14 protein-coding genes and 1 tRNA gene are annotated in these 14,015 nt (G+C 41.0%); 10 read left to right on the forward strand and 5 right to left on the reverse strand.

What is annotated here, in order from left to right:
* The first annotated feature begins 52 nt into the window (after positions 1–52).
* The 5 genes from gshB (at position 53) to DFQ04_RS06450 (ending at position 5,578) form a co-directional block, all read left to right on the forward strand.
* The gene (gene gshB / locus DFQ04_RS06430) at positions 53–1,024 is read left to right on the forward strand and encodes a glutathione synthase (protein ID WP_133553834.1); all 972 of its coding nucleotides are present in this window, start codon (positions 53–55) and stop codon (positions 1,022–1,024) included.
* A complete protein-coding gene (locus tag DFQ04_RS06435; RefSeq protein WP_133553837.1) occupies positions 1,017–2,081 on the forward strand; it encodes a deoxyribonuclease II family protein in 1,065 nt (354 codons plus the stop codon). Before gshB ends, DFQ04_RS06435 begins: the two co-directional genes overlap by 8 nt.
* A gap of 5 nt (positions 2,082–2,086) precedes the next feature.
* Positions 2,087–3,445, forward strand: a complete 1,359-nt coding sequence (locus DFQ04_RS06440) for a glutamate-cysteine ligase family protein (RefSeq protein ID WP_133553839.1) — start codon at positions 2,087–2,089, stop codon at positions 3,443–3,445.
* 61 nt (positions 3,446–3,506) lie between these two features.
* A complete protein-coding gene (locus DFQ04_RS06445) occupies positions 3,507–4,256 on the forward strand; it encodes an HAD family hydrolase (RefSeq protein ID WP_133553841.1) in 750 nt (249 codons plus the stop codon).
* Positions 4,257–4,267: 11 nt separating this feature from the next.
* Complete coding sequence (locus DFQ04_RS06450; protein WP_133553843.1) at positions 4,268–5,578, forward strand: hypothetical protein; 1,311 nt, start codon at positions 4,268–4,270, stop codon at positions 5,576–5,578.
* 100 nt (positions 5,579–5,678) lie between these two features.
* Here DFQ04_RS06450 and DFQ04_RS06455 read toward each other — a convergent pair.
* The 3 genes from DFQ04_RS06455 to DFQ04_RS06465 all read right to left on the reverse strand — a co-directional run bounded on the left by DFQ04_RS06455 (position 5,679) and on the right by DFQ04_RS06465 (position 6,655).
* Positions 5,679–5,753 (reverse strand) — tRNA-Pro (locus DFQ04_RS06455).
* 92 nt (positions 5,754–5,845) lie between these two features.
* Positions 5,846–6,094, reverse strand: a complete 249-nt coding sequence (locus DFQ04_RS06460; protein WP_133553845.1) for a hypothetical protein — start codon at positions 6,092–6,094, stop codon at positions 5,846–5,848.
* 282 nt (positions 6,095–6,376) lie between these two features.
* Complete coding sequence (locus DFQ04_RS06465; RefSeq protein ID WP_133553847.1) at positions 6,377–6,655, reverse strand: hypothetical protein; 279 nt, start codon at positions 6,653–6,655, stop codon at positions 6,377–6,379.
* Between the two features lie 109 nt (positions 6,656–6,764).
* Between DFQ04_RS06465 and DFQ04_RS06470 the strand changes: the two genes are divergently transcribed.
* The 4 genes from DFQ04_RS06470 to DFQ04_RS06485 are packed head-to-tail and all read left to right on the forward strand — an operon-like array spanning position 6,765 to position 9,175.
* Complete coding sequence (locus DFQ04_RS06470; RefSeq protein WP_133553849.1) at positions 6,765–7,214, forward strand: DM13 domain-containing protein; 450 nt, start codon at positions 6,765–6,767, stop codon at positions 7,212–7,214.
* Positions 7,215–8,105 (forward strand): hypothetical protein, encoded by an 891-nt coding sequence (locus DFQ04_RS06475; RefSeq protein ID WP_133553851.1) that lies wholly within the window; start codon positions 7,215–7,217, stop codon positions 8,103–8,105.
* Positions 8,102–8,713, forward strand: coding sequence for a Crp/Fnr family transcriptional regulator (locus DFQ04_RS06480; protein ID WP_133553853.1), 612 nt, complete (start codon positions 8,102–8,104; stop codon positions 8,711–8,713). The genes DFQ04_RS06475 and DFQ04_RS06480 overlap by 4 nt, the downstream gene beginning before the upstream one ends.
* Before the next feature lie 12 nt (positions 8,714–8,725).
* Entirely contained in the window at positions 8,726–9,175 is a 450-nt protein-coding gene (locus DFQ04_RS06485) for a DM13 domain-containing protein (protein ID WP_133553855.1), read from the forward strand.
* Between the two features lie 168 nt (positions 9,176–9,343).
* Here DFQ04_RS06485 and DFQ04_RS06490 read toward each other — a convergent pair whose 3' ends face one another.
* Together DFQ04_RS06490 and DFQ04_RS06495 are read right to left on the reverse strand one after the other, a co-directional pair.
* Complete coding sequence (locus DFQ04_RS06490; protein ID WP_133553857.1) at positions 9,344–10,792, reverse strand: HAMP domain-containing sensor histidine kinase; 1,449 nt, start codon at positions 10,790–10,792, stop codon at positions 9,344–9,346.
* A 10-nt stretch (positions 10,793–10,802) separates the two neighbouring features.
* Entirely contained in the window at positions 10,803–11,501 is a 699-nt protein-coding gene (locus DFQ04_RS06495; protein WP_133553859.1) for a response regulator transcription factor, read from the reverse strand.
* Between the two features lie 268 nt (positions 11,502–11,769).
* On the opposite strand from DFQ04_RS06495, the gene DFQ04_RS06500 reads away from it, so the two are divergent.
* The gene (locus tag DFQ04_RS06500) at positions 11,770–13,989 is read left to right on the forward strand and encodes a sodium-translocating pyrophosphatase (protein WP_133553861.1); all 2,220 of its coding nucleotides are present in this window, start codon (positions 11,770–11,772) and stop codon (positions 13,987–13,989) included.
* The last annotated feature ends 26 nt before the right edge of the window (positions 13,990–14,015 follow it).

A 14,015-nucleotide genomic window follows, 5' to 3' on the forward strand; every position in this document is an offset into this window, starting at 1 on the left:
TTTCTACCTTCCTTACTAACAATCATTTTTACTATTCATTGATCTTTTTTCTATGACAAGACCCAAACGACTGGCGGTGGTAATGGATCCAATGCAATCCATAAATCCAAAAAAAGACACTAGCCTAGAGTTAATGATCGAAGCCCAAAATCGGAGTTGGGAGGTTTTTTACCTGGAAATGAAAGATCTTTTTCTTAAAAATGGTGATGCAGAAGGACTGCTTAGAAAGGTAAAGCTTTTTAAAGATCAACAACCTTGGTTTGAAGAAGTAGCTACGTCCTATGAAAAGCTATCCGACATCGATGTGATTTTAATGCGCAAGGATCCTCCTTTCGACATCGAATACATCATGGCCACCTACATTCTGGAAAAAGCAGAAGAGAGCGGCGCTTGGGTAATCAACAAACCTTCTTCTATTCGAGATGTAAATGAAAAAGTTTTCACAGCTTGGTTTCCCCAATGTTGTCCTTCGGGATTGATGACCAGATCCATTGCTGAAGTCAGGAAATTCCTTACCCACCATAAGAAGATTGTGGTAAAACCAACTCATAAAATGGGCGGGCAATCCATTTTTATATTAACTGAAGGAGATCCTAATACCCAAGTGATTTTAGAGGAAATTACTCAAAGAGGAACTGTTTTCATTGTTGCTCAAGCCTACATTCCTGAAATCAAAACTCAGGGAGACAAAAGAATCATTCTTATAGATGGAGAACCAGTCCCCTATGGAATTGCCAGAATTCCAGAAGGAGATGACCATAGAGGCAACTTGGCTGTAGGAGCATCTGCAAAAGGGTTTCCATTAAGCGAGAGAGATTTATGGATTTGTGATCAAATCAAACCTACCTTGAAAAAAAAGGGGCTCTTCTTTGTAGGGATAGATGTCATAGGTGAGTTTATGACTGAAATAAATGTCACCAGCCCAACAGGAATTAAAGAAATAGACAAATTCCATGGAACGCACATTGCGTCTTTGTTCTGGGAAAAAGTTGAGGAAAAATTAAAAAAAAGGGCAGATGCTTAGTCCCCTCAGCAATCAGGAAGGGAACCCTGTAGATTGGTGGTTTATTTACAAGCTCCCAATGAAAGTTGGGCCAAAAAAAGATTCTTCAGGGTTTGAATTTTTATATCTAGATTCATCCGGTAAGGAAATTGAATTCTCAAAAATTGGCCTGGACCACCCTGAGTCTGCCTTGGGACTGACCTTGGAAAAGATTTTTTCCGATGAAAAGGAAATTGGCTACGTGGCATGGAATGATGAAATCCCTCCCACACCAAAAAATCCGGATCCAAAAAATTTGAATTCAAAGGGGCATAGCAAGGGAGTTTTAGCTTTTTCACCCAATACAAATTCTGGACTTTACTTGCTTCATTCTACTCCTAGGTTTCCGGAAATCGGAAAATCAGTGCTTCCTGAGAACGAACGAAAGTTTGGACAAACCTACATCTGCATAAGTCTTGAATTTGATGAAATCAGCAAGTTGGCTGATGTTATTCAAACCCATATTCAAGGGCAAGTTTATGCATCCAATTTACTTGGAATCGACAAAAATCATCCTTTGGTCAACCTAGTTGAAAACTCCAATAACTTAGAAGAGCCAACTCCTTCTGTGTTGGATTTAAAAAGCAAAAAGGAAGTTCAATTCAAGCATATTTCGAAAAGTAAAAAATGGAGCGAGCCGGATAAAGTGGACTCCAATGGCAAAGATTATTGGAAAGATTTAGTCGGACCTACTTTAGACTGTGATTTGGATGTAGAAACCTGGAGACGGGGAATGGTCTTTGGAGACCAAGATGAAAAGGATTCCAAAACCACGGAAGACATTGTAGATATTGATCTATCCAAGGCTGGGTTCCCTGGTTTCTCTTGGACTTTTGACCAAGACCATTCCAAATGGGGATTTTCCTGCGACAATAAATCATTTTGGGTAGTTATTGCTGATATTAATAGGCAAGTAAGCCAAGATAAACGGGGAGGCGGAGGACTTGCGTTTCAAAATTCCACGCTGAAGAATTTCTTTGAAGCGATTACTCAGGTTGAAAAAAAATTTGAAAAAGATATCCATAAGGATAATCCCTGAATTTTATGGATTACAAAAAGTCTTCAAAACTCACAGAATCTGATTTTCGGGATTTCATCCAAACTAATCTATTTGAGCCCAAGATATGGGATACCAAAATTTCTGAAAAATCTCCCGGAAGGATTGGGTTAGAACAGGAGGCTTTTGTTTGGGAAACCCCATCAGACTCCCCTATTCCAAAAAAAATCATACCTCTGTATTATGGCCAAAATGATTTTTCGAGCCTTTTACTGAAAATGAGTTTAGAAAAAGGAGGCCAAACCCATCTTTTTGAAAGCATGGTGGGACTCAAACCAGATCGAATAACATTTCCTTCTGGGGACAATTTTCAATTTGAGCCTGGAGGACAGGTAGAAATAGCAACTTCCCCCTGTGAAAGTCTAATTGAAGTCCAAAATCAATTGGAAGCAATGCAATCAATTTTGGATGAAGTTGGAATCAAAAACCAAATAGGATTTGGGCAATTTGGAACCTTGCCTTGGTTTTCCGGCGAAGAAATAGGACTTCAACTTCCCAAGCCAAGATACCGACAGTTACAGAATTACTTTAATTCTTTAAATCCGAATGGACAAAGAATGATGCTTCAAACCTGTTCCCAGCATATCAATATTGACTTGGGAGAAAATGAGGAAGTTCAGGTCCGGCGAATGGTAGTAGCTCAGGCTTTAGCTCCATTTTTAACGGCAGTATTTGCAAACTCATCTCATTTGGAGGGAAAATTTACAGGTAAAAAATCCTATCGCAGTGTTCTTTGGAGAACCTTGGACTCCCGACGAAGCGGATTTTGGATGCCTCAAAATGAGATAAGCAAGAATGATTTAATAGATTCTTATACCAAATTTGCTCTAAATGCTCCATTGATTCACCTAAAGAAATGGGATCAAGAATATTTTGGCGGAAAATTCACCATGAAGTATTGGATTAATAATCCTATTCTTGGCCTTTATCCCAGCTTGGAAGATTTTGAATATCACTTGACCTTGCTTTTTCCCCAGGTTAGGATGAAAGGATTTTTAGAAATTAGAGCTACTGATGCTCTTCCCAGAAAGTGGCAAATGGTTCCTTCGTCCTTTATTTCTGGAATTTTGTATTTTCCAAGCTCACTTCAAAAAACCTATGATCTCTTAATCAATCACTTGCATCAGCTAGAAGATTTTCAAGATTTGGCAAGCGATGGACTTGACAATCCAGAGATTTTTAAGATGACTTTGAAACTATCAGAATGGGCTTTGGAAGGGTTTGAATCCCTTCCATCTTCTTTCAGATCCAATCAACAAGTAGAACTTCTTCGGCAATACCTAGAAAACTTAACCTGGAAAAAAATAACACCGGCAGATTTATTTTTAAGCTCACTTAATGAATAACCTATTGATTTTCTGATATTTTGACTATCTTATTGGATCTACATTTTAACCTAAACTTAGCATGACTCCTACTCCTCTCCAACAAGTCATTCCAAAAATTAAATCATGTAATCTTCTCCCTATTGTAGTTTTTGATTTGGATGACACCCTTTACTCTACAGCTCGAAGAAATTTGATTATTATCCAAAATTTTGCCGCCGACCAAGGTGATAAATACCCGGATTTTGCCGCTATTGCTAGTAGTATTACACTGAAAGACATGAATTGGAGTGTAAGTTTGGCACTCACCAATGCTGGGCTTGATCCCAAAAGTCCATCCTTGGCTGCTTTTCTTATTTATTGGGGCAATACTTTTTTCACCAATGATTATGTTCAATTAGACCTTCCTAATCCGGGAGCAGTAGCTTTTGCAAATGCCTGCCATGACGCCGGTGCGATGATCTTTTATCTTACTGGTAGGCATGAAGGTGATCCAAGTCTCAATAATGGGATGGGGCAAGGAACTACACTTTCTTTCACAGAAAGAGGCTTCCCATATTGGCAAGGACGGTGTGAGCTTAACCTGAAAATCAATAAATCCGAAAAAGACGTGGATTATAAAAACAGGGTAATTACATCCATAAATTCCCTTAAAGGCGAGGTCATCGCAACATTTGATAATGAGCCCGCCAACTCTGTTTTATACTCCCAAAAATTCCCAAATGCACTTAATTTCTGGATGAAGACTACCTGGAATCCTGATGATAAGGCTCCCACGGATAATCTTTTAATAATTACTGATTTTTTGGATTGGAATATCGAAAGCGCTTAAAAACAGGCACTATGGAAACAATTACCTATACACTTGGAGATGCTAAAGACTTGGATCAACTTTTTCCTGATGCCAAGTATGCAGACCATAATTTAATGTTTCAAGACACCACGGATGTTATCCGGCATTACACCAAAAACTCTATTCATGCAGACGGGATCGAGGGGGATATTGAGGTCAAAGTTTCTCTAAAAAAGGGAAAATATCAGATCGAAATTCTGGGATACTATGATCTTATTCAAATGGAAAAGTTTAAGAAGAGACACCAACAAATCTTCAGTTCCGGATATGCTTTTAAGGCAATTCGAGGAAAGGAATTGATGGAGGAGTTTGGGGTATGGAATCCTATGGAAGGCTATCCGGTAAATTGGAATCCTATGGACGGGAAGTCAAAATGGACGCTTTTCCCACCTTTAGGCTTAAATGTAATGGGCCAAAAAGGGATGCTCTTGCTACACTATCCCCCATGGGCAGTACTTCAAGCAGGAACATTTGACAATGCCATGACCATGCAACGATGGAGTAGGCTATTAGTCCAAGCGGGGATTCCTGAAAATGAAATTAGCCGATACAAAACCTTCATCGATGTTAATCCGGTTGCTGCCCCAGGCTCAGGGGAAAGTGAATATCCAAATGATTATATGCCCATCATGATGGCAAAAGCATTTTTTGACGGACCTTCAGATCGGGACTATATCAAATCCATGATGGAGCTTTATCTTACTCCGCCGGATTGGCCAGATGAGAATAAATACACTCTCCCAATATTGATTGGTGGTTCTCCACTTTATGACCCACAGTCTCCTGGATGGTTTAGAACTACTTACACCGATATTCTCCCTCAAGATGCAAATGGGATTCCTCAGGTAAATGTGCTACAGGCAGGAAAATTCAGAGTTTATCCTCACTCGAAGCGTGAAACTCCTTACTTAATAGTGAATCACATGATTGCTGCAAGCGTAACCGGGCGCTGTACAAATAATCCAGCCGTAATGCCTGATATCAGACTTTATGAGGCTCAAGATTTGGTAGCAGCTACATTTTTGAAGATTTACAAAGACAATCCAAATTTGGATCCATTAGCAGTACGGGCAGCCGCCTGCAATCGTTGGTTCGGAAATACTGACGGAAAAGGAGCTCCAACCCCTGCAGATGATCGGGATAAATTAATCCTTTGTGCTTTGGCCCAAATGGATTTATTCTTTGCACATGATCCAAAACCACATCCGAAATACACTTTTGAGGAGGCTATGGAAAGATGCCAAAAAGCAAAGGACGAAGGAAATCCTTGCTGTCCAGACATCAAGCCTGATGACAGATAATTCTAGGGTAGATCAATTTCCATAGAAATAAAATTTCAATCTAAAATTTGTGAAGTCATATAAAGAAAAAAGGTATAGTTGTGGACTATACCTTTTTTTGTCGGGGTGACAGGATTTGAACCTGCGACCACACGCCCCCCAGACGTGTACGCTAACCGGACTGCGCCACACCCCGATATGGGATGCGAAATTAAACTTTTTGGTAGTTTTCCCCAGAAAAATCAGAATTTTTAGGCTTCAAAAAATGATACTCATTTTTCAACAAATTCAAATTTCCTGAGAGGATTCTTTATTCTTGGAAGAGAAGATAATGGCCTGGGAAATCCCTGAGCAGCATTTGGCACAAAGCGCAGCTTTGGGATTCTTTTGGGAAGCTACGCGTAAGGCTTCTTTTCCATTATTGAAGGGACCCAGGTAATCCCGATTAATTGATTCGGGAATTAGTTCACATTCCTTGTCGTGAATCTCAAACAGCCCCTCCGCATTTGGCAAGGAAGATAGATAAAAGAATTTCATAGTATAAAAGGTCTTAGAGCAAAAGTAACCAGAAGCCCAAAGCCAAAACATACCCTATATTGGGTATTTTTGGGGCATTTAATTGACTTTTTCATTGGAAAAAGATGAATTTTGAATTTGAAACCTATAACCGTTTCATTTTTTTTCACCAATGCAAAAAAAAATCTGTATAGCTGCGTAAAAATTTAATCAGCTTGCGGTTTCCTCGAATTCGAGATCAAGGCCTTGGCAGACGGAGATTATGTAGAAAGGCTGAATTTTATTTTAAAGCCCCTACCCGAATCAGACCAAAAATCGAAGGACTAATTCCTTCCACTCCTCATCGAGACTGATGGTAGGTATCTTCTCCCCTGCTCTGCGATACCAATAGTCCGCATTCCAGCTATCTCCTTCTTTGCGATGCAGATATGCATGTACCCTAGCTGCAGTACGAGATTCTAAATGATCGACCTGATCGTGGGCACTTTTCCAGTCACCTTTTCCATCGTACCACAGGGCTAATAACTCCGGGGAGAAATCGGATTCTGGGTGGTTTAATTTTTTGAATTCCTCGAAACTCATTCCTTAATGAATTATTTGGTCCTAAAATAAAGCTTTATTTTTTCGTGAACTTTTCGTGATAGTCTAAGGCGATTTTTGAATTATACAAACAACCAAAACTCTAACTATCATGAAAAAAGTACTGTTTCTATTCTATGTCGCCTTTTTAGGCTTAGTCTCTTGTTCTGATGATACAGAACCGGTAGTAATTGATCCTACTGTTCCTTCGGGATCACTTTCTGTACAGCGAATGGGATCTTTCGTAGATCAAAATGGAGCTGGTTCCACTGGTTCCGCCAATTTGGGTGTAGACACCAAAGGCAAAGAGTTTTTATCCTTCAGTTCATCTTTCAACACCGCTTTGGCCACGGGAACTGTCACTGTTTTCCTTTCCACCTCAGCCACTTTTACACCAGATCCAGCGAATGGGAATCCAAACTTATTAGCCTTGGGGCCAGTTAGGAAAGCAGGAGAAAATTTCTTCGCCATTCCAACTGGAGCCTCTACCAGCAAATACACACACGTGATTTTATGGTGCGGTTCGGTAGGAATCCCTTTTGGAAACGCCAGACTTCAATAAATGATGAATCAATTTCAACTTATCCAAAAGTCCGGGATTATTCTTGGACTTTTGGCTATCCTAAGCCCTTTCTCCATTCAAGCCCAAAGCGGATGGACTAAAGCCAAAAAAGAGGGATTCTACCAACTCAGCTTTAATAGATTCTCCTCGGACGACTATTTTACTTTGGAAGGAGAAAAATTAAAAACCAATCAATTCACACAGAATTCACTTGTTTTTTATGGGGAATATGGGCTTACAGATAAGTTAACCGTGATAGCAAATTGGCCGCTTCAGGTTTGGAACGGATTTTCTTCCACCGAGACGGTCAGCGGGTTGGGAGATTTGAGACTGGAATTCAAGCAAGCGCTTTTGAAAAAATACGTGCCTCTTTCCATTTCTGTTGCGCCAGAGTTTCCGATTGGCAAAGCCAACAACTTTGCACAAAGCAAACTCAATGACTTTGAATCCATCAATTTGCCTTCTGGAGATGGTGAGTTTAATGTGTGGACTACATTGGCTACTTCCTTTTCCTTACCGAATGCTCCACTCTACGGGAATTTATTCGGTTCCTATAACTACAGGACTTCCTATCAGGATATCAGTTTTACCAATCAAATCGGTTTAGGAGTAGAATTGGGATATAAAATCGCTGATCTGGTTTGGATCAACAGCCGAATTAATGCCTTGACCTCTACCCAAGATGTACCCGTAGCAACAGACTTTGTAAGAGGAGACGGGACAGAATATACCAGCTATAGCTTTGGAGCTTCGGCGCCCCTATTCAAAGGAATCCACCTTTCTTTGAATTATCGTAATTATGCTGACTTCCTTTTTGAAAGAAAAAACCTCTATTCAGCGGGTACTTTCTCTTTGGGATTTTATTACGAACGAAAACCCAAGCAACCATGAATCAAGCCAATCCAATTGGAATGAATCGCTCATTCCCCTGCTTGAAAACCTTGAAAAAAGATGAAACCATTTTTCATCAAAATGAGGAATTCAAAGGCTATTACCTGGTCAAATCCGGATTGGTAAAAACCATTCGCGCACATGAATCTGGAGCTAGGGCTATCCTTTCTTTCAAAATTCAGGGAGAACTGATGGGTGAACTAGTAGAAACTGAGCATGGGAAAAAGCATTCCTATTCTGCAATCGCCTTGGAAGAAAATTCAGTTGTCGAGCTTATTCCATTTGAGGATCCTAGTCATTTGAAATTGCTGAGAATTCTGGAAAATCTTCAATTGGAAATCCTACAGGCCAGAACAAGACTGGAAAGGATTCTTTTTCAAGATGCAGAGCAAAGAATCAAGCTTACTCTAAAGGACCTTGCTTTAAGAATGGGAAGAAATTTTGGAGGAGAAACCCTTCTAAAACTTCCAGTAACCCATGAGGATTTGGCAATTCTGACGGACACCAGCCGGCAAACCGTAAGCATGGTCCTATCCGGACTAAAATCTCAAAATAAAATCACATATAGCAGAGGTCGAATCCTCTTTAGAAATCTAGAAACCTTTTAATTTCAATCAGATATGAAAAATTACCTAAAACTTGCAAGTTTAGCCTTAGTGCTTTCTCTTTTAGTAAGCTGCGGAAGTGAGGATGGAAATCCTAGTGCTCCAGATGACAACACCATGGTTATGGGTCAGTTGGATCTAATTAAATCAGGAACCTTGACCGCCCAAAGTTCCACCAATACCATTGGAACGGTTTCAATCGTTAAGGATAATGCTGGTAAATACTTCCTGAGACTTTCAGAAAATTTCACGACTAAATTTAGCACAGGAACAGTTACAGTCTATTTGGCCACTTCCCAAACGCTTAACCTTAATTCTTCCAGTACCTTTCAATTGGTTTCCATTGTAGGAAAACCTGGGGAGCAATTCTTTGCTTTACCCGGCCTTCCAGATTCGAAGTTTAACCATGCCATCATTTGGTGTGGAGCCGCTGCAATTCCTTTTGGATTTGCACCCTTGAATTAAGAAATGCCCTAAAACTGAAATAGAGGATGTCTCATCAATAGTTTCTTTGTCAGCCTGAGCGGAGTCGAAGGCATTTTCCAACATTCTGGACAACATTTCGACTTCGCTCAATTTGACAAACCTTGCTTTTGAGACAGCCTCTTTTTTTATGTCTTCGAAATCAATCTTTTAAGCTGGAAGGACAAACTGGAACTCTGTATAAGAAACAGAATCCGACTCCAATTGGATCTGAGTCCCATGGATCTCCAGGATCTTTTTAACTATTGCCAAGCCTAATCCAGACCCTTCGATTCCTTTGTAATCTTTGTCCACCTTGTAGTATCGGTCAAAGATGGAATCCAAGTCCTCTTTGGGAATACCTGTCCCAGAATTTTTCACACGGATCAAAACACCACCAGGTGCTGCACAAGCTTCCAATTCAATTTCACCGCTTGGGGGAGTATATTTTACAGCATTGTCCAAAAGATTCTGAATCACACGATCCATCAAGTACAAGTCCGCTTGAACCGGTGGAAGATCAGGGCAAATGCTGGATTTAATCTGAATTTCTTTGGTTCCTGCCAGCAATTCATACTTAAGGCTAGAGTCAAAAATCAACTCCTGAATCTTCAATCTTTCCATTTTAACGGGCATTTGGCCCGAATCAAGCTTGGACAAATCAAACAGGTCTCCTACCAGCTTGGTCAGCTTATCAACTGAGTTAAGGATGATTTTATAATACCTCGCCTTTTCCTCAGGGGTCAGTTTATCCTCTCTCATTTGGAGAGTTTCCACATAACCGTTGATTATAGCCAAAGGATTCCTGAGATCGTGAGAAACATTCGCAATCAATTCCTTGCGAAGGGTATCTACGTTTTTGAGCTCCTCAATATTTTTCACCAAAGTATCCGCCATAGAATTAAAGGTTTTTCCCAACATGGCTAAATCGGAATCAGAGGAAGCTTCAGGAACCCTTGCCAAAAGATTTCCTTCCTTAAACTCCTCTACGGTATCCACTACTTTTCTCAAATGTCTGGTCAACCAGGCGATCAATACTAACCCAATCAACAAACCAACCACTAAAGTGATCAGGACGGAATTCAGGGAAAGTCTCATCCAGTACGAACCCAAAAGTTGAGCACTGATGGAATCAAATTTTTCACTCTCTAAAGTGATGTAGACATAGCCTTGAAGGATGTCATTCTCATAGACAGGAGCTGCCGAAAAAACAGAAAAGCCACCTGGATTTCTGGGATCCTCACCCAAAACAAATTCCTCTCCTTGAGTATCAATAAATTGCTTGACTGGGTTGATGTCCACTGACTTCAATTTTACCAACTGATCCAGAACTACATAGGAAAGGATTTCTCCTTGAGGATTTAATAAGTAAACCTCAATTCCGGGGTTTACCGCCATCATGGAATGCATGATCACCCCCAGCGCTTCCTCATTTACCTGACCATCTTTGAAAGGATTGACTTCCTTGATCAAGTAGGTGGCAACATCAGAGTTTAACTTTTGTGTGGTTTCCTGATAATACTCCTGAGCATTTTTGGTGGTGATGTAAACGTAGGAGGCCCCTACGAGCAACAAGACCAAAATGAAGGAAAGAGAGATTCTCCAATATAAACTTTTCATGGCGGGAGATTTAGAGTTCGTCGTTAAATCGATATCCCACTCCCCAAGTGGTCAGGATATAGGAAGGATTATTTGCATCGGCTTCGATCTTGGCTCGAAGCCGATTGATATGGGCATTCACGGTATGTTCATACCCGCTGAAATCATAGCCCCAGATTAATTCCAGTAATTCACCTCGGGAATAACTTCTTCCTGGATTTTTAGCCATGAGATAGAGTAAATCAAATTCTTTCGGGGTCAATTCAATCCGCTTATTTCCAAAAAGCACCTTTCGCTTTTCCAGATCAATTTCCAGCTGCCCAAATCTGAGCGTGGATTTTTCTTTTGAAGAAGCCAATCGCATCAATTCCTGTCTTCTCAAAATTGCCTTTACTCTGGCGAGAAATTCCCGGATTTTGAATGGCTTAGTCAGATAATCGTCAGCTCCGGATTCTAGGCCCATGATCTTATCGATTTCCTCAGACTTGGCGGTGAGCATTAAAATGGGGGTAAAAACTTCCAAAGCCCTCAATTTTTGACAAATGCTGATCCCATCCATATCAGGAAGCATCACATCCAAAACCAATAAATCAAGCTCTTCGGATCGGGCTTTTTCGAAACCACGCCTGCCATTATCACACACTTCCACTTGATAATCCAAATCCTGGAGATGAAGGAGTAAAAGTTGATTGATATTGGGATCGTCTTCGACGACAAGGATTTTTTTCATGCTTAGTCCAATAAGTCAAGAAAACTAAAAGTAAATGTTCACGAAAGTATCACATTGACTTTTTTCTTTTGAAAATGTGCCTTTAAAGACAGATCGGGTACTTAACAGAATTATCCTCCAATTCCCATTTTCCTCATTTTATTTGGTGATCCTGGAAATCGACAATTGATGAATTCGAGGTTCTTCACAAATGGAATTGGCAGGAAGACGATTAATTCTATCTTTGCCGAATTATTAATTCAAAACCCAAATTGAATCACTATATATTATGGAACAAGCGCTTATTTACGTAGTCCCTGCGCTGGGATTGGTAGGCTTGCTAGCCATGGCGGTTAAATCTGCATGGGTGAGCAAGCAACAAACAGGAGATGCCAACATGGTAGAACTCTCCGGCTACATTGCCAAAGGTGCAATGGCGTTTTTGAAAGCTGAATGGAAAATCCTCGGCTACTTTGCTGTAATCGCCGGTATTTTATTGGCTTGGTCTGGAACTTTGGTTGAAACCTCCAGCCCGGTTATCGCCATTTCTTTCGTAATCGGAGCATTTTTCTCTGCATTGGCTGGCTACATCGGGATGAAAATCGCCACCAAAGCAAACGTTCGTACCACACAAGCTGCTAGAACTAGCTTAAAGCAAGCACTAAAGGTTTCATTTACAGGAGGATCTGTAATGGGTCTTGGTGTAGCAGGTCTGGCTGTTTTGGGTCTTGGATCCCTGTTTATCATTTTCTACCAACTTTATGTAGTCTCTGTAGGTGCCGGCGTGAATGGCATCGAAATGGAGAAAGCACTTGAAGTATTGGCTGGTTTCTCTCTTGGAGCTGAATCCATTGCTCTTTTTGCCCGTGTGGGTGGTGGTATTTATACCAAAGCTGCTGACGTAGGAGCTGACCTTGTAGGTAAAGTAGAAGCTGGAATTCCTGAGGATGACGTTCGTAACCCAGCCACCATCGCTGATAACGTAGGTGATAACGTTGGTGACGTGGCAGGTATGGGAGCTGACTTGTTCGGTTCTTATGTAGCGACCATTTTGGCTACCATGGTATTGGGACGAGAAATCGTTTCTTTGGATAACTTCGGAGGAATCGCTCCTATCCTATTGCCAATGGTTTTGGCTGGTTTGGGAATCATCTTCTCTATCATGGGTATGGCTTTCGTGACCATCAAGGATGACAAAGGTGATGTTCAAAAAGCCCTTAACATGGGTAACTGGTCATCTATCATTTTTACTGGGATCGCTTCTTTCTTCATCGTAAGGCACATGCTTCCGGAGACCTTGTCAATCAGAGGTTATGAATTCACCAATATGGACGTTTTCTATGCGATCATTTTGGGATTGGTTGTAGGTACTTTGATGTCCATCATCACAGAATACTATACTGCAATGGGCAAGCGCCCCGTGTTATCTATCATTAAGCAATCTGCTACAGGTCACGCAACCAATATCATTGGTGGACTTTCTGTAGGTATGGAATCTACCGTCCTTCCTATCCTAGTTTTGGCAGGTGGTATCTATGGAGCTTATGAATTTGCAGGTCTTTATGGTGTAGCGATCGCTGCAGCCGGTATGATGGCCACTACAGCTATGCAGTTGGCAATTGACGCATTCGGACCTATCGCGGACAACGCGGGCGGTATCGCAGAGATGAGCCAGCTTCCTGAGGAAGTACGTGGACGTACCGATATCTTGGATGCTGTAGGTAACACGACTGCAGCTACCGGAAAAGGATTTGCTATTGCTTCCGCAGCTTTGACCTCTTTGGCATTATTTGCAGCATTTGTAGGAATCGCAGGAATCGACGCAATTGATATTTATAAAGCCGACGTTTTGGCTGGTTTGTTTGTGGGTGGTATGATTCCATTCATCTTCTCATCCTTGGCTATCGCTGCAGTAGGACGCGCTGCCATGGACATGGTAAACGAAGTAAGACGTCAGTTCAGAGAAATTCCTGGTATCATGGAATACAAGGCTAAGCCTGAGTATGAGAAATGCGTGGAAATTTCTACTAAAGCTTCTATCCGTGAAATGATCCTTCCTGGAGCTATCGCTTTGATCTCTCCATTGATTGTTGGTTTTGCATTTGGCCCAGAAGTATTGGGTGGTATGCTGGCCGGTGTTACCGTATCCGGTGTATTGATGGGTATGTTCCAATCCAATGCTGGTGGTGCTTGGGATAACGCTAAGAAGTCCTTCGAAAAAGGCGTGGTCATCAATGGTGAAACTTTCTACAAGAAATCTGAGCCTCACAAAGCTTCCGTAACGGGTGATACAGTAGGTGATCCGTTCAAAGACACTTCTGGTCCTTCCATGAACATCTTGATCAAGTTGATGTCCATCGTTGCCTTGGTGATTGCTCCTCATATTTCTGAAAAAGGACATCACACCATGGCTGACGGATCTGAAATGATCAAGAAGGAAGTGAAAAAAGAAATCAAAATAATAGATGGTAAAAAGGTAGAAACTGAAACCGTCACTATTACTAAATAATCAACCCAACCAACCTTTGCTAAAAG

Origin of the sequence: Algoriphagus boseongensis, assembly GCF_004362805.1 — a bacterium.
Lineage (GTDB): Bacteria > Bacteroidota > Bacteroidia > Cytophagales > Cyclobacteriaceae > Algoriphagus > Algoriphagus boseongensis.